Origin of the sequence: Kitasatospora sp. NPDC058048, from assembly GCF_042885555.1 — a bacterium.
Lineage (GTDB): Bacteria > Actinomycetota > Actinomycetes > Streptomycetales > Streptomycetaceae > Kitasatospora > Kitasatospora lactacystinica.
Genome location: NZ_JBHVRT010000013.1, coordinates 25483 through 43472 on the forward strand (window position 1 = coordinate 25483; position 17990 = coordinate 43472).

Genomic DNA, 17990 nt, shown 5'->3' on the forward strand with positions numbered 1-17990 from the left:
CCGGGAGCGTCTCGTACGCTCCCGGGCGGTTCCGTCCGCGGGCCGCCGGCTCAGGCGCGGTACGCGACCCGCAGCGGCAGGCGCTTGAGGCCCAGCACGAAGTTGAACCGGGTGTGCCACTCCAGCTCCGTGGAGGCCAGCTCGATCCTCCCGTAGCGCCGCAGCAGCTCGGTGATGGTCAGGCAGACCTCGGTCCGGCCGAGCATCGCGGCGATGCAGTAGTGCGGCCCGGAGCCGAAGGCGAGCGACTTCACGCCCTCGCGGCGCAGGTCCAGGCGGTCCGGGTCGGGGAACCTCGCCGGGTCGCGGTGGGCGGCGCCGAGGATCGCCAGGACGACGTCGCCGGCCGGGATGCGCTGCCCGGATACGACGAGGTCGTCGGTCAGGTGCCGCAGGATGACCTGCACCGTGGAGTTGTAGCGGGCCAGCTCCTCGAAGCAGTCGCCCATCATCCCCGGGTTCGCCCGCAGCAGCTCCAGCTGGTCGGGGTTGGTCAGCAGGGCGTGCAGGCTGTTGCCGATGACGTTGATCGTGGTCTCGTGCCCGGCGTTGAACAGCAGCAGCACCTGGGCGATCACGTCCTCGTCGCTGAGCCCCTCGCCGTCCTCGTCCTTCGCCATCAGCATGGTCAGGACGTCGTCCCGGGGCTCGGCCCGGCGCAGCTCCATCTGGTGCCGGATGTAGGCGCTGAACTCCGGCTCGGCCTGGTTCATCGCGTCCCGCATCCGCGGGGTGATCAGCGGGTCGATGATGTTGGCGATCGCGTTCGTCCACTTGAGGCACTTGTCCGCGTCCTCGATCGGAATGCCCAGCAGACCGCAGATCACCGCGACCGGGACGGGGGCGGCGAGCTGCTCGATCAGGTCGACCTCGCCCTCGCCCATGTCGTCGATCAGCCGGTTGACGATGCGCAGGATCTCCGGCTCCAGGCGCTGCACGGCGCGCGGCGTCACCGCCCGGGCGATGATGCGGCGCAGCTTGCGGTGCTCCTCGCCGTGCTTCACCAGCATCCAGCGGCTCAGGCTGCGCATCGCCGGGCTGTCGGGACCGCCGCGCTGCTCCGCGAACGCCGGATCCGTGGTGACGCTGGAGGACGCCTGCGGGGAGCGCAGGAACGCGTCCACGTCGTCGTACCGGCTGAGCGTCCAGAATCCGTACGGCGAATGGTGAATGGGTTCCGTCTCGCGCAGCCGCCGATAGTAGGCGTATCTGTTCCTATGGAGCTGCGGATCGTTGAGGTCGAAGAGAACCCTGGTCCTTTGCCGCTCCACCATGACCCGGCCAATCATCGCGAGGAAATTTTTCCCCCAGGCTCCGGCGGGCGGTGATGAGGGGTCAACCCCTATCCTTCCCGGCGGCGTGCTGGTTAAGGGGGAATCCTTGAGGCTAGGGGTGGTTGACGGTGCCGGGCCGCGATTAGCCTGCGTCGGGCGGGACCGGTGAATTGGGCGGCTGGTGCACGCGGCGGCGGCGAAAGTCCAGGAATTCCCGTAACGGGCCGGCCGGTCGTCTCCGTCTATTCGTCGCGCCATCCGTGGAAGAGGGTTTCACCAGATGGTTGATAAGGATACGCTTCGCGATTATCTGAAGCGGGTCACCGCCGATCTCCACCGGACCAGGCAGCGCCTGGCCGATTTCGAGGCGGCGGACGCCGAACCGCTGGCGATCATCGGGATGAGTTGCCGGTTCCCCGGCGGCGTCCGTTCACCGGAGGACCTCTGGCGGCTGGTGGCCGACGGCGCCGACGCCATCGGCCCCTTCCCGGAGGACCGCGGCTGGGCCCTCGACCACCTCTTCGACGACGACCCGGACCGGGCCGCGACCAGCTACGTGCGCGAGGGCGGCTTCGTCACCGGGGCCACCGAGTTCGACCCCGGGTTCTTCGACATCTCGCCGCGCGAGGCGCTGGCGATGGACCCGCAGCAGCGGCTGCTGCTCCAGGCGTGCTGGGAGGCCGTCGAGCGCGCCCGCCTCGACCCCACCTCGCTGCGCGGCAGCGACACCGGCGTCTTCATCGGCGCCGGCGACCAGAAGTACACCGCGCTGGTCGCCGGGGCGCCGCACGAGGGCGGCGAGGGCTACCTGCTCACCGGCGGCGCCAGCGCCGTCATCTCGGGCCGGGTCTCCTACGCGATGGGCCTGGAGGGCCCCGCGATCACCGTGGACACCGCCTGCTCCTCCTCCCTGGTCGCGCTCCACCTGGCCGCCCGTTCGGTGCGCCAGGGCGAGTGCTCGCTGGCACTGGTCGGCGGCGTCACCGTGATGGCCACCCCGGGCGTGTTCACCGAGTTCAGCAAGCAGCGCGGGCTGGCCGGGGACGGCCGCTGCAAGTCCTTCGCCGCCGCGGCCGACGGCACCGGCTGGTCCGAGGGCGTCGGCGTGCTCCTGGTGGAGCGGCTCTCCGACGCGCGCCGGCTCGGGCACCCGGTGCTCGCCGTGGTGCGCGGCTCGGCGGCCAACCAGGACGGCGCCTCCAACGGGCTCACCGCCCCCAACGGGCCGTCCCAGCAGCGGGTCATCATGCAGGCCCTGGCCGGCGCCAAGCTGTCCACCGGGGACGTCGACCTGGTCGAGGCGCACGGCACCGGCACCGAGCTGGGCGACCCGATCGAGGCCCAGGCCCTGCTGGCCACCTACGGCCAGGGCCGGGCGCAGGACCGTCCGCTGTGGCTCGGCTCGGTCAAGTCCAACATCGGGCACGCCCAGGCCGCGGCCGGCGTGGCCGGCGTGATCAAGGCCGTGATGGCCCTGCGGCACGGCGTGCTGCCGGCCACCCTGCACGTCGACGGACCGACCCCGCACGTGGACTGGTCGGCCGGCGCGGTGGAACTGCTCACCGAGTCCCGGCCCTGGCCGCGCGGCGCCGAGCCGCGCCGTGCGGGCGTCTCCTCGTTCGGCATCAGCGGCACCAACGCCCACATCATCCTGGAGGAGGCCGACGAGCCCGCGGCCGACGAGCCGGCGGCCGCGGAGCCCGGGGCGGCGGAGGCCGCGGCAGGCCCGGCCGGCGGGGAACTCCCCTTCGTCCTCGGCGCCAAGAGCGAGGCCGCGCTGCGCGGCCAGGCCGCGCGGCTGCGCGCCCTGCTGACGGCCGACCCGGCGGTGCACCCGGCGGACCTCGGCCGCTCGCTGGCCGTCACCCGCGCCGCGCTGAGCCACCGCGCGGTGGTCGTCGCCGCCGACCGCGCCGGCCTGCTGGCCGGCCTGGCCGCCCTGGAGGACGGCACCGAGAGCGGCCGGGTGGTGCGCGGCGCCGCCGCCCGCAGGAGCGGCAAGCTGGCCTTCCTGTTCACCGGCCAGGGCGCCCAGCGCGCCCGGATGGGCGCCGAACTGGCCGCCGCCCAGCCCGTGTTCGCCGAGGCCCTGGCCGAGGTGTGCGAACGGCTGGACCCGCACTTCGACCCGCCGCTGCGCGCCGTGCTCGACGCCGAGCCCGGCAGCGACACCGCCGCGCTGCTCGACCGGACCGCCTACACCCAGGCCGCGCTGTTCGCCGTCGAGGTGGCGCTGTACCGCCTGGCGACCGCCTTCGGCCCGGCCCCCGACTTCCTGCTCGGCCACTCGGTCGGCGAGGTCGCCGCCGCCCACGTCGCGGGCGTGCTCCCGCTGGACGACGCCTGCACCCTGGTCGCCGCGCGCGGCCGGCTGATGCAGGCGATGCCCGAGGGCGGCGCGATGCTCGCCGTCGGCGCGGACGAGGCGCGGGTCCGCGAGGACCTGGCCGCGGTGGCCGACCGGGTCGCCGTCGCCGCCGTCAACGGGCCGGCCTCGACGGTCGTCTCCGGCGACCGCGAAGCGGTCCTGGCGCTCGCCGCCACCTGGCGCGAACGCGGCCTGCGCACCCGCGAGCTGCGGGTCTCGCACGCCTTCCACTCGCCGCACATGGACGGCATGCTGGCGGAGTTCCGCGAGGTCGTCGCGGGGCTCGCGTTCCGGCCGCCGGTGATCCCGGTGGTCTCCAACCTCACCGGCGCCCCCGTCGGCGCCGAGCAGCTGGCCGACCCGGACCACTGGGTCCGGCAGGTCCGCGAGACCGTCCGGTTCGCCGACGGGGTCCGGCACCTCGACGGGCAGGGCGTCACCCGCTACCTCGAACTCGGGCCCGACGGCGTGCTCACCGCCATGGCCCGGGAGAGCCTCGCCCACCGCGAGGACACCGTCTTCCTGGCCCCGCTGCTGCGCCGCGACCGGCCCGAGCCGCTGAGCGTCGCCACCGCGCTGGCCGGCCTGCACGTGCACGGCGGCGCCGTCGACTGGGCCGCCGTCTTCGGTGACGGACGCCTGCTGGACCTGCCGACCTACGCCTTCGAGACCGCGCCGTACTGGCCCAACACCGCCTCCTGGCGCGGCGACGTCACCGCGGCGGGCCTGAGCGCCATCGGCCACCCTATGATCGGCGCCGGGATCTCGCTCGCCGGCGGGGACGAACTGCTGTTCACCGCACGGCTGTCCGCCGACGCCCACCCGTGGCTGGCCGACCACCGGGTGCACGGCCGGGTCGTCGTTCCGGGCACCGCCTTCGTCGAACTCGCCGTCCACGCGGGCGACCAGGCCGGCTGCGGGGACCTCGACGAACTGGTCCTGGAGGCCCCGCTGGCGCTGCCCGACCGCGGCGCGGTCCAGGTCCAGGTGGCGGTCGGCGCCGCCGGCCCGGACGGCCGCCGCACCGTCACGGTGCATGCCCGGCCCGAGGAGCGGGCCGACGACAACTGGCCGGACCGGCCCTGGACCCGGCACGCGACCGGCGTGCTGGCCCCCACCGCCGACGGCGCGGCGGCCGAGCGGGCGCCGCAGCAGTGGCCCCCCGCCGACGCCGCCCCGGCCGACGTGGACGCCGTGTACGAGCTGCTGGACACGGCCGGACTGGCGTACGGCCCGGCCTTCCGCGGCCTGGCCGCCGCCTGGCGCCACGGTGACGCGATCCTGCTGGAGGCCCGGGCCAAAGACCCCGACGAGGCCCGCCGCTACGGCCTGCACCCGGCGCTGCTGGACGCCGTCCTGCACGCCCTCGCGGTCCGTTCGACGGCCGACGGGGGAGCCGACGGCACCCCGCTCACCGCCGGACTGCCGTTCTCCTGGACCGGGGTCGCCCTGCGCGCCTCCGGCGCCCCCGGCCTCCGCGCCCGGATCACCCCGCTGGGTGAGGACGCGCTCTCCCTGGTGGCCTGGGACGGCGACGGCCGGCCGGTCGTCACCGTCGAGCGCCTCGTGCTGCGCGCGGCCGCCCCCGCCGGTCCGTCCGCCGACCCGGCCGGGCTGTACCGGGTCGACTGGCGGCGCCCGGCGGACGGCGGCACCGAGGTCGCCGTGCCCGCGGACCTCGCGCTGCTGGACGCCGAGGACGCCCTGGCCGCGGCCGTCGACGAGGACGGCCACGTGCCCGGAATCGTGGTGCTGCCATGCCCGGCCGGCTCGGCGCGGGAGGCCGTCGCCCGGGTGCTGACGGTGCTTCAGGACTGGCTGGCCGACGACCGCTTCACACCCGCCCGCCTGGTGGTGCTCACCCGCGACGCGGTCGCCGCCGCCCCCGGCGACCCGGTCGCCGACCCGGCCGGCGCCGCCGCCTGGGGCCTGGTGCGCACCGCGCAGACCGAGCACCCCGACCGCTTCGTCCTGCTGGACGCCCCCGCCGGGGCGCCGGTGCCGACCGAGGTGCTGACCGCCGCCGTCGCCTGCGGCGAACCCCAACTGGCGCTGCGCGACGGCGAACTCGCCGCCGCCCGACTGGTCCGCGCGGCCGTGCCCGCCGGCCTGCCGGCCCCGGCCGGAGCCGGGGCCTGGCGGCTGGACACCCGCGCCCCGGGCACCCTGGAGGCCCTCGAACTGCTGCCGGTCGACCCGGCCGCCCCGCTGGCCTCCGGCGCGGTGCGGCTCGGCGTGCGCGCGGCGGGCCTGAACTTCCGCGACGTGCTGGGCGCGCTCGGCATGTACCCGGGCGAGGTCGTGCTCGGCGGCGAGGCCGCCGGCGTGGTGCTGGAGGTCGGACCGGACGTCGAGGGCCTGCGCCCGGGCGACCGGGTGTTCGGCCTCTGCCCGGCCGCGTTCGGCCCCGTCGCCGTCACCGACCACCGGCTGCTCGCGCCGATGCCCGCGCACTGGTCCTTCGCCGAGGCCGCGGCCGTCCCGATCGCCTACGCCACCGCCTACTACGGCCTGGTGGACCTGGCCGGCCTGCGGGCCGGCGAGTCGGTGCTGATCCACGCCGCCGCGGGCGGCGTCGGCACCGCCGCCGTCCAGGTCGCCCGGCACCTGGGCGCCGAGGTCTACGGCACCGCCAGCCCGGCCAAGTGGGAGGCGGTGCGCGCCCTGGGCGTCGCCGCCGACCGGATCGCCTCCTCCCGGGACACCGGCTTCGCCCGGCGCTTCGCCGAGGCCACCGACGGCCGCGGCATGGACGTGGTGCTGGACGCCCTGGCCGGCGAGTTCGTCGACGCCTCGCTCGACCTGCTGCCGCGCGGCGGCCGCTTCATCGAGATGGGCAAGACCGACGTCCGCGACCCCGGCGAGGTCGCCGCCCGCCACCCCGGCGTGCGCTACCAGGCCTTCGACCTGATCGAGGCCGGCCCCGAGCGGATCGGCGAGATCCTCGCCAGCCTGCTGGAGCTGTTCCGCGCCGGCGAGCTGCGGCTGCCGCCGCTGCGCGCCTGGGACGTGCGCACCGCCCCCGAGGCGTTCCGCCACGTCGGCCAGGCCCGCCAGATCGGCAAGGTCGTCCTCACCCTGCCGCGCGCCTTCGACCCGGACGGCACCGTCCTGGTCACCGGCGGCACCGGCGGCCTCGGCCGGGTCCTCGCCGAGCACCTGGCGACCGCCCACGGCGTCCGCCACCTCACCCTGCTCAGCCGTACCGGGCCCGCCGCCGAGGGCGCTGCCGCGCTCACCGAGGCGCTGGCCGAACGGGGCGCGCAGGTCGAACTGCTCGCCTGCGACGCCGCCGACCGGGACGCGCTCGCCGCGGTGCTGGCCGGGCTCACCCGCCCGCTGACCGGGGTGTTCCACCTGGCCGGCGTGGTGGACGACGCCGTGGTCACCGGCCTGACCCCGCAGCGCGCCGCCGCCGTCCTGCGCGCCAAGGCGGACGCCGCCGCGCACCTGGACGAGCTGACCCGGCACGCCGACCTGGCGGCCTTCGTGCTCTACTCCTCCGCCGCCGGCACCCTGGGCAGCGCCGGGCAGGCCGGCTACGCCGCCGCCAACGCCTACCTCGACGCCCTCGCCCACCGCCGGCGCGCCGCCGGGCTGCCCGCGCTGTCGCTGGCCTGGGGCGCGTGGCAGGACACCGCGGGCATGACCAGCCGGCTCACCGGGGCCGAGCGCGAGCGCATCGCCCGCTCCGCCTTCCCGCCGCTCTCCGTCGAGCGCGGCCTCGCGGCCCTGGACGCGGCGCTCGCCCTGCCCCACCCGGCGCTGGTCGCCACCGGGCTGGACCAGGCCGCCCTGGCCGCCGGCGCGGGGTCGCTGCCGCCGCTGCTGCGCGAACTCGTCCGCGGCGGCACCCGGCGCGTCTCCGGCGCCGACCCGGCCGCCGCCGGTTCGACCCTCGGCCGCCGGCTGGCCGGACTCGGCGCGGAGGACCGGCTCCGGCTGCTGCTGGAGCAGGTGCGCGGCCAGGCCGCCGCCGTGCTCGGCTTCGCCGGGCCCGAACCGGTCGACCCGAACCGGGCGTTCAAGGAGCTCGGGGTCGACTCGCTGACCGCGGTCGAGCTGCGCAACCGGCTCTCCGCCGTCACCGGCCTGCGGCTGCCGGCCACCCTGGTCTTCGACCACCCGACCCCGGCGCTGCTCGCCGAGGAACTCGGTCGCGAACTGCTCGGAGAGACCGAGGCCGAGCCCGCGTCCGGGACCGCCACCGCCGGCCCGGCCCCGGTGGCCGCCACCGGCCCGGCCGACGACCCGCTGGCGATCATCGGCATGAGCTGCCGACTGCCCGGCGGCGCCGACACCCCCGAGGGGCTGTGGCGGATCGTCAGCCAGGGCGTGGACGCCATGACCCCGGTGCCCACCGACCGCGGCTGGGACCTCGGCGCCTTCCCGGAGGGCTTCGCGGACGGCCTCGACGGCGGCTTCGTCGACGGCCTGGCCGACTTCGACCCCGCCTTCTTCGGCATCAGCCCGCGCGAGGCCCTGGCGATGGACCCGCAGCAGCGGCTGCTGCTGGAGACGGCCTGGGAGGCGATCGAGAGCGCCGGGATCGACCCGACCACGCTGCACGGCAGCCCGACCGGCGTCTTCGTCGGCAACGCCACCACCGGCTACAGCGTCGGCGCCACCGAGGTGCCCGAGGGCATCGGCCCGCACCTGATGCTCGGCACCGCCGCCTCCGTCACCTCCGGCCGGGTCGCGTACAGCCTCGGCCTGGAGGGCCCGGCGCTGTCCATCGACACCGCCTGCTCCTCCTCGCTGGTGGCGCTGCACACGGCGGGCGAGGCGCTCGGGCGCGGCGACTGCTCGCTCGCCCTGGTCGGCGGCGTGACCCTGATGGTCGTGCCGACCATGTTCGTCGAGGGCACCCAGGGCGGTGCGGTCTCCACTGACGGCCGCTGCAAGGCCTTCGCCGCCGCCGCCGACGGCACCGGCTGGGGCGAGGGCGCCGGCATGCTGCTGGTCGAGCGGCTCTCCGACGCCCGCCGCAACGGCCACCGGGTGCTGGCCCTGGTCCGCGGCACCGCCGTCAACCACGACGGCGCCAGCAACGGGCTGACCGCCCCCAGCGGCCGGGCCCAGCAGAGGGTCATCCGGCAGGCGCTGAGCGCCGCCCGGCTCGCCCCCGGCGACGTCGACGCCATCGAGGCGCACGGCACCGGCACCGAGCTGGGCGACCCGATCGAGGCACGGGCGCTCCAGGCCGTCTACGGCCGGGACCGGGAGGCCGACCGCCCGGTGTGGCTCGGCTCGGTCAAGTCCAACATCGGGCACACCCAGTCCGCGGGCGGCGTCGCCGCCGTGATCAAGATGGTCCAGGCGATGCGGCACGACCTGCTGCCCGCCACCCTGCACGTGGACGAGCCGACCCCGCACGTGGACTGGTCGGCGGGCGCGCTGCGCCTGCTCACCGAACCGGTGCCGTGGCCGCGGGGCGGTCGCACCCGCCGGGCGGGCGTCTCCTCGTTCGGTATGAGCGGCACCAACGTCCACGTGATCCTGGAGGAGGCGCCGGAGCGGGCCGAGGCCCCGGCGGGGCCGGCCGCCCCGTCCCTGGACGGCGCCCCCACCCCGTGGCTGCTGTCCGCCCGCGGCGAGGCCGCGCTGCGCGCGCAGGCCGAGCGGCTGCGCGAACACCTCGCCACCCGGCCGGAACTGACGGACGGTCAGATCGCCGGAGCGCTGTCGTCCGGCCGCTCCGCCTTCGACCACCGCGCGGTGCTCCTCGCCGACGACCGGGAGTCCTTCACCGAGCTGCTGACGGCGCTCGCCGAGGACCGGCCGGCCGAGGGCCTGGTGCGCGGCGTCGCCGCCGCCGGGGGCCGCACCGTGTTCGTCTTCCCCGGCCAGGGCACCCAGTGGGCCGGCATGGCCGCCGGTCTGCTGGAGGCCTCCGAGGTCTTCCGCGACTCCGTCCGGGCCTGTGACACCGCCCTGGCCCAGTACGCCGACTGGTCGGTGGAGGACGTGCTGCGCGGCGCCGTGGACGCCCCGCCGATCGAGCGGATGGACGTCGTCCAGCCCGTGCTGTTCACCATGATGGTGTCGCTGGCCGCGCTCTGGCGCTCGCACGGCATCACCCCCGCCGCCGTGGTGGGGCACTCCCAGGGGGAGATCGCGGCGGCCCACGTCGCGGGCGCGCTCACGCTGTCCGACGCGATGCGGATCGTCGCGCTGCGCAGCCGGCTGCTCCTGGCGCTCGCCGGGCAGGGCGCCATGGCGTCGGTCTCGCTGCCCGAGGACGAGGTGGCCGCCCGGATCGAGGCCTGGCCGGGCGAACTGCACATCGCCGCCGTCAACGGCCCGCGCTCGATCGTGGTCGCCGGGGACCCTGGGACGGTCGACGGGTTCGTCGAGGCGCTGGCCGCCGAGGACGTGCGGGTGCGCAAGGTCCGGGTCAACGGCGCCGGCCACTCGCCGCAGGTCGAGCCGCTGCGCGAGGCCGTGCTGGAGGCGCTGGCCGGCATCGAGCCGCGGCCCGCCCGGACGGCCTTCTACTCCACCGTGACCGGCGGTGCGCTCGACACCACCGAGCTGGGCACCGCCTACTGGTACCGCAACATGCGCGAGCCGGTCCGGTTCGCCCACGCCGTCCGCTCCCTGCTGGAGGACGGCTACCGCACCTTCGTCGAGTCCAGCCCGCACCCGGTGCTGGGCCCCGGCGTGCAGGAGGCCGCCGAGGAGCTCCCCGGCACCGGCGAGGTGACCGTGGTCGGCACCCTGCGCCGCGACGAGGGCGGCCCGGCCCGGTTCCTGCGCTCGCTCGCCGAGGCGCACGTCCACGGCGCCCGCCCGGACTGGTCCACGGTCCTCGGCGGCGCCCCGGCCACCCCCGTCGAGCTGCCCACCTACGCGTTCCAGCGGCAGCGCTACTGGCTCGACCTGCCGGCGGCGCACGGCGCCGCGGCCGGCGACGCCCTGCGCGACCCGGCCGAGGAGCGGTTCTGGGCGGCGGTCTCCGAGGCCGACCCGGCCGGGCTGGCCGAGGCGCTCGGCGTGGACGACCCGGACGCCCGCGCCGCGCTGGCCGCCGCCGCGCCCGCGCTGCCGGTGCTCTCCTCCTGGCGGGCGCGCCGCCGGGACGGCTCCACCATCGACAACTGGCGCTACCGGGTGCGCTGGCGGCGCATCGCCCGCACCGAGGGCGCCGAACTCTCCGGCACCTGGCTGCTGGTCGTCCCGGGCGGCGAGGACGACGGGACCGCCGCGTTCTGCGCCCGGGCGCTCGGCGAGCACGGGGCCCGCGTGGTGACCGTCTCGCCCGCCGCCGACGACCCGTCCGGCGACGGCCTCGGCGAGCGGATCGCCGAGGCGGTGGCCGAGGGGCCGGCCGGCGTGCTCTCCCTGCTGGCCCTGGACGAGGAGACCCACCCGGACCACCCGGTGCTCTCCCGCGGGCTGGCCCGCACCCTCGCCCTGGTCCGGGCCGTGGAGGCGGCCGGCGGCACGGCACCGCTCTGGATCGCCACCCGGGGCGCGGTCTCGGTCGGGGCCGCCGACCCGCTGACCCGCCCGGAGCAGGCCGGCGCCTGGGGCCTCGGTCTGACCGCCGGACTGGAGCTCACCGGCCGTCGGATCGGCCTGCTCGACCTGCCCGCCGACCCGGACGACCGCACCCTCGCCCGGGTGGCCGCCGTGCTCCACGGCGCCACCGGCGAGGACCAGGTGGCCCTGCGGGCCGCCGGCGTCTTCGGCCGCCGGATGGTCCGGGCCCCGCGCGAGGACGCCGCGGGCCCGGACGGCTGGCAGCCCCGCGGCACCGTCCTGGTCACCGGCGGGACGGGCGCCGTCGGCGGCCACGTGGCCCGCTGGCTGGCCCGGGCCGGCGCCGAACGGCTGGTGCTGGCCGGCCGGCGCGGACCGGCCGCCCCCGGCGCCGCGGAACTGGCCGCGGAGCTGACCGCGCTCGGCGCCGAGGTCCGGATCGAGGCCGTGGACGTCACCGACCGCTCCGCCGTCGCCGCCCTGCTGGCGCGGCTGCCGGAGCTCACCGCCGTCGTGCACGCGGCCGGCGTCGCCCAGAGCACGCCCGTGCTGCACACCGACGTCGCGGAACTGGCCGCCACCCTGGAGGCCAAGGTCGCCGGCGCCGTCCACCTGCACGAACTCGCCGGGGACGGCCTGGAGGCCTTCGTCCTGTTCTCCTCCGGCGCGGCCGTCTGGGGCGGCAGCGGCCAGGCCGCCTACGCGGCCGCCAACGCCCGCCTGGACGCGCTCGCCCAGTACCGGCGCTCGCTCGGGCTGCGCGCCACCTCGGTCGCCTGGGGCGGCTGGGCCGGCGGCGGCATGGCCACCGACGAGGCGATGGCCGTCCTCGGCCGGCGGGGCCTGGCCCTGATGGACCCGCAGCTCGCGGTCACCGCGCTCGGCCAGGCGCTCGCCGACGACGAGACCCTGCTGACCGTCGCCGACATCGACTGGGCCGCCTTCGCCCCGGCCTACAGCGCCGCCCGCGAGCGGCCGCTGGTCGACGAGATCCCCGAGGCCCGGGAGGCGCTCGCCGACTCCGGGCCGCCGACCGCGGCGCCCGCGGGCGAGGGCGAGTTCGCCCAGCGGCTGGCCGCCCTCCCCGCGGGCGAGCGCGGCCGGGTCGTCCTCGACCTGGTCCGCACCCACACCGCCGCCGTGCTCGGCTACCCCGGACCCGGGGACGTCGAGCCCGCCCGGGCGTTCCGCGAGGTCGGCCTGGACTCGATCATGGCGGTCGAGGTCCGCAACCGGCTGCGCACCGCCACCGGGCTGCGGCTGCCGGCCACCATGGTCTTCGACCACCCGACGCCGGCCGCCGTCGCCGACCACCTGGCCACCCTGCTGCTCGGCGCCCCGGCCACCGCGGCCCCCGCGCCGGAGCACGGCGCGGTGCCCGCGGACGACGACCCGATCGCCATCGTCGGCATCGGCTGCCGCTTCCCCGGCGGCGTCCGCTCCCCGGAGGACCTGTGGGAGCTGGTGCTGGCCGGCCAGGACGCCGTCACCCCGTTCCCCACCGACCGCGGCTGGGACCTGGACGCGCTCTACCACCCCGACCCGGACCGGCCCGGCACCACCTACGTCCGCGAGGGCGGCTTCCTGGAGGGCGCCGGCCACTTCGACGCCGAGTTCTTCGGCATCAGCCCGCGCGAGGCGATCACCCTGGACCCCCAGCAGCGGGTGCTGCTGGAGGCGGCCTGGGAGGCCCTGGAGCGGGCCCGGATCAACCCGGCGACGATGGCCGGCGCCAAGGCCGGCGTCTACGTCGGCACCTCCTTCCAGGGCTACGGCGTGGACGCGCAGGACGGCATCGCCGCCTCCGAGGGCTTCTTCCTGGCCGGGACGGGCACCGCCGCGGTGTCCGGGCGGCTCGCGTACACGCTCGGCCTGGAGGGCCCGGCGGTCACCGTGGACACCGCCTGCTCCTCCTCGCTGGTGGCGCTGCACCTCGCCTGGCAGGCGGTGCGCAACGGCGAGTGCACGCTGGCCCTGGCCGGCGGCGTCACCGTGCTGCCCACCCCGGTCTCCTTCACCGAGTTCAGCCGCCAGCGCGGCCTGGCGCCGGACGGCCGCTGCAAGGCGTTCGCCGCCGACGCCGACGGCACCAACTGGGGCGAGGGCGTCGGCGTGGTGGTCCTGGAGCGCCTCTCGGAGGCGCGCCGCAACGGCCACCCCGTGCTCGCCCTGTACACCGGATCGGCGACCAACCAGGACGGCGCCTCCAACGGCCTGACCGCGCCCAACGGGCCGTCCCAGCAGCGGGTCATCCGCCAGGCGCTGGCCAGCGCCGGGGTGCGGCCGAGCGACATCGACCTGGTCGAGGCGCACGGCACCGGCACCTCGCTCGGCGACCCGATCGAGGCCCAGGCCGTCATCGCGACGTACGGTCAGGACCGCCCCGAGGACCGGCCGGTCGGGCTCGGCTCGCTGAAGTCCAACATCGGGCACACCCAGTCCGTCTCCGGCGTCGCCGGCGTGATCAAGACCGTGATGGCGCTGCGCGCCGGCGTCCTGCCGCCGACCCTGTTCGCCGAGGAGCCGACCCCGCACGTCGACTGGAGCGCGGGCCGGGTCGAGCTGCTGACCGAGGCCCGCCCCTGGCCGAGCACCGAGGGCCCGCGCCGGGCCGGCGTCTCCTCCTTCGGCGGGACCGGCACGAACGCCCACGCCGTCCTGGAGCAGGCCCCGGAGCCCGAGGAGGAGCCGCGCGCGGAGCGCGAGGCCGGCGCGCTGCCCTTCGTGCTCTCCGCCCGCGGCCCGCAGGCCCTGCGCGAGCAGGCCGAACGGCTGCTGGCGCACCTGGACGCCGAGCCCGCGGCGGACCTCGGCGACCTCGCCTACTCGCTGGCGACCACCCGCACCCCGTTCGCCGAGCGCGCCGTGGTGCTCGCCGCCGACCGGGCCGAACTGCGCGGCGGCCTCGCCGGGCTGGCCGCGGGGCAGACCCCCGAAGGCACCCCGACCGGCTCGGCCGTGAACGGCCGCACCGTGTTCGTGTTCGCCGGCCAGGGCGCCCAGTGGGCCGGCATGGCCGCCGGGCTGATGGACTCCTCGGAGGTCTTCGCCGAGCACATCGCCGCCTGCGACGAGGCGCTCGCCCCGTACACCGACTGGTCGTTGGTGGACGTGGTGCGCGGCGTCGAGGGCGCGGCCGCGCTGGACCGGGTCGACGTGGTCCAGCCGGCCCTGTGGGCGATGATGGTCTCGCTCGCCGCGGTCTGGCGCTCCTGGGGCGTCGAACCGGACGCGGTGATCGGCCACTCGCAGGGCGAGATCGCGGCCGCCTGCGTGATCGGCGCGCTGTCGCTGGAGGACGCCGCCCGGGTGGTGGCCGTGCGCAGCCGGGCGATCACCGCGCTGTCCGGCAAGGGCGGCATGGTCTCGGTCGCGCTCCCCGCCGCGAAGGCCGGGGAACGGATCGCCCCGTGGGCGGGGCGGCTCTCCGTCGCCGCCGTCAACGGGCCCTCCTCCGTGGTGGTCTCGGGCGAGACCGGGGCCCTGGAGGAGTTCTTCGCCGGCTGCGAGGCGGACGGGGTCCGGGTCCGCCGGATCGCAGTCGACTACGCCTCGCACTCGGCCCAGGTCGAGGCCGTCGAGGAGCGGCTGGTCGCGGAACTCGCCGGGATCACCCCGCGCTCCTCCGCGGTCTCCTTCTACTCCACCGCGCTCGGCCGCTGGACGGACTCCGCCGAGCTGGACGCCGGGTACTGGTACCGCAACCTGCGCAACACGGTCGGCTTCGAGCAGGCCGTGCGCGCCGTCGCGGCCGAGGGCTACCGGCACTTCGTCGAGGCCAGCCCGCACCCGATGCACACCGTCGGCATCCAGGAGACCCTGGACGACCTGGACGAGGCCGTCACCGGCGGCGGCGCCGTGGTCGGCTCGCTGCGGCGCGACCAGGGCGGCCTGGACCGGCTGTGGACCTCCGCCGCCGAGGCGCACGTGCGCGGCCTCGCCGTGGACTGGGCGCGGCTGCTCGGCGGCCTCGGCGCCCGCACCGTCGACCTGCCCACCTACGCCTTCCAGAGCAGGCGCTACTGGCTCGGCGGCTCCGGCGCCGGCTCCGGCGCGGCCGAGGCCGCCACGGCCGGGCTCGGCGCCACCGGGCACCCGCTGCTCGGCGCCGCCGCCGACCTCGCCGGGCTGGACGCCGTCCTGATGACCGGCCGGCTCTCCCGCCGCTCCCAGCCCTGGCTGGCCGACCACGCCGTGCTCGGCACCGTCCTGCTGCCCGGTACCGCCTTCGTCGAGATCGCGGTGCAGGCCGGCACGCAGGTCGGCTGCGACCACGTCGAGGAGCTCACCCTGGAGACCCCGCTGCTCCTGCCGGAGCACGGCGCGGTACGCCTGCAGGCCGTCGTCCAGGCCCCGGACGCCGCGGGACGCCGGATGCTGAGCGTCTACTCCCGGCCGGACGACGGCACGGCCGCCGCCGGCACCGACGGCTGGACCCGGCACGCCACCGCGACCCTGGCCCCGGAGCCGCCCGCCCCGGCGTTCGACCTCGCCCAGTGGCCGCCGCGGGACGCCGAGCCGATCGACCTCGGCGGCTTCTACCAGGAGCTGGAGGCGCGCGGCTACGCGTACGGCCCGACCTTCCAGGGCCTGCGCGCCGCCTGGCGCCGGGACGAGCAGATCTTCGCCGAGGTGTCCCTGCCGGAGCCGGGCCCGGACGCCGAGCGCTTCGGCGTCCACCCGGCGCTGCTGGACGCGGCGCTGCACGGCATCGGCATGCTGCGGGCGCTGCGCGAGTCCGAGCGCGGCGAACGGGCCCGGGCCGAGCTGCCGTTCGCCTGGCGCGGGGTCGGCTGCCACCAGCGGGGCGTCACCTCGCTGCGGGTCCGGCTGGCCTTCGCCGAGGCGGACGGGATCACCCTCCAGGCCGCGGACGACACCGGGCTCGCCGTCGCCTCGGTCGAGGCGCTGGTCTCCCGGCCGGTGCCGGACGGCCTCGGCACCGCCCCGGCCCCCGGACAGTCGCTGTTCCACGTCGAGTGGACCGGGGCCGCCCCGGCCGGGGACACCCGGCCCGGCCGCCTGCTGCTGGCCGGTGACGACCCGTCCGGGCTCGCCGAGCGGCTCACCGCCGCCGGCGCCCCGCCCGAGCGCCACCGGGACCTCGCCGCCGTGGCGGCGGCGCTCACCGGGACCGACGAGCCCGCGACCGTCCTGGTCCCGCTCGCCGGCGCCACCGGCGGCGACCCGGCCGAGGCGGTCCGCACCGCCACCCACACGGCGCTGGCGCTGGCCCAGCAGTGGCTCGCCGACGACCGCTTCGGCTCCTCCCGCCTGGTGCTGGTCACCCGGGGCGCCGTCGCGGCCGACCCGGCCGAGGCCCCCGCCGACCTGCCCGCGGCGGCGGCCTGGGGCCTGCTGAAGTCCGCCCAGTCCGAGCACCCCGGCCGGTTCGTGCTGCTCGACGAGGACGGCCACGAGGACACCGCCGCCGCCCTGCTCGCCGCGCTCGGCACCGACGAGCCCCAGGCCGCGCTGCGGTCCGGCGCCGTGCGGGTGCCGAGGCTGGCCCGACTGGCCGTACCGGCCCGGCCGGACACCCCGGTGTTCGACCCGGACGGCACCGTGCTGATCACCGGCGGCACCGGCACCCTGGGCCAGGCGCTGGCCCGGCACCTGGTGACCGAGCACGGCGTCCGGCACCTGGTGCTGGCCGGCCGGCGCGGGCCGCAGGCCCCCGGCGCCGCCGAACTGGTCGCCGAACTGGCCGCCCTGGGCGCCGAGGCCGAGATCGCGGCCTGCGACGTGGGCGACCGCACGGCGGCGGCCGCGCTGCTGGCCGGCATCCCGGCCGACGCCCCGCTGCGCACTGTCGTGCACGCGGTCGGCGAACTGGACGACGGCGTGCTCGTCGGGCTCGACCCGGCGCGCGTCGACCGGGTCCTGCACGCCAAGGTCGGCGGTGCGCTGCACCTGGCCGAGCTGACCCGCGGCACCGGACTGTCCGGCTTCCACCTCTTCTCCTCGGCGGCCGGCACCTTCGGCGGCGCGGGCCAGGCCAACTACGCCGCGGCCAACGCCTTCCTGGACGCCTTCGCCCAGGCCCGCCGGGCGGAGGGGCTCGACACGGTCTCCTTCGCGTGGGGCCCGTGGGCGCAGCCGACCGGGATGACCGGGAACCTGACCGAACTGGACGTCAACCGGGTGCGCCGGCTCGGCATGACGCCGGTGTCCACCGCGGAGGGCCTGGCGCTGTTCGACGCGGGCCTGGCCGCCGGTACCGCCGTGGTCGTGCCGATCAACCTGGACACCGCCGCGCTGCGGACCCAGGGGCTGCTGCCCCCGCTGCTGCGCGGTCTGATCCCCGCGGCGCCGACGGCGTCCGGGGCGGGCGGTCGGACCGGGGCCGCGGCCCGCGACGCGCACCTGCCCGAGCGGCTGGCCGGCCTCTCCGACCGGGAGCGGCTGGAGGCGCTGCTCGACCTGGTGCGCACCCAGGCCGCCACGGTGCTGGGCCACGACTCGGCGGGCTCGGTCGGTGCCGAGCGGGGCTTCCTGAAGGTCGGCATGGACTCGCTCACCGGCGTCGAGCTGCGCAACCGGCTGGCCCTGGCCACCGGGCTGCGGCTGCCGGCGACGCTGATCTTCGACTACCCCACGCCGCTGGACCTGGCGCGTCACCTCCGGGACGAGCTCGCCCCGGCGCCGACCGCCCCGGCCGCGAGCGCCCTGGACGAGCTGGCCAGGTTCGAGGAAGTCCTGAAGAACGTCGGAACCGACGGCTCCGAGCGGGCCGAGGTCGGCCGACGGCTACGCGAACTGGCCGCCCGATTCGGCGAGTTCGGCACCACCGACAGTGCGGCGAGCCTGGAGACGGCGACCGCGGAGGAGCTGTTCCAGATCCTCGACCAGTCGCAGTGAGA

The 17990-nt window shown here is 77.1% G+C and carries 2 protein-coding genes; one reads left to right on the plus strand and one right to left on the minus strand.

Translation table 11 applies throughout. The features are described 5' to 3' along the window. Positions 1 to 50: 50 nt before the first annotated feature. Positions 51 to 1274 (minus strand): cytochrome P450, encoded by a 1224-nt coding sequence (locus tag ACFVVA_RS16220; RefSeq protein WP_387689955.1) that lies wholly within the window; start codon positions 1272 to 1274, stop codon positions 51 to 53. A 280-nt stretch (positions 1275 to 1554) separates the two neighbouring features. Here ACFVVA_RS16220 and ACFVVA_RS16225 point away from each other — a divergent pair, with 280 nt between their 5' ends. Then, positions 1555 to 17988 carry a type I polyketide synthase gene (locus tag ACFVVA_RS16225; protein ID WP_387689957.1) on the plus strand — a complete coding sequence of 5478 codons (16434 nt, stop codon included), beginning with the start codon at positions 1555 to 1557 and terminating at the stop codon, positions 17986 to 17988. Positions 17989 to 17990: the final 2 nt, after the last annotated feature.

What these genes read in the sequence shown, in the direction of transcription:
- ACFVVA_RS16220 (WP_387689955.1), bottom strand. Translation starts at nt 1,274, where the DNA reads ATGGTGGAGCGGCAAAGGACCAGGGTTCTCTTCGACCTCAACGATCCG.
- ACFVVA_RS16225 (WP_387689957.1), top strand. Translation starts at nt 1,555, where the DNA reads ATGGTTGATAAGGATACGCTTCGCGATTATCTGAAGCGGGTCACCGCC.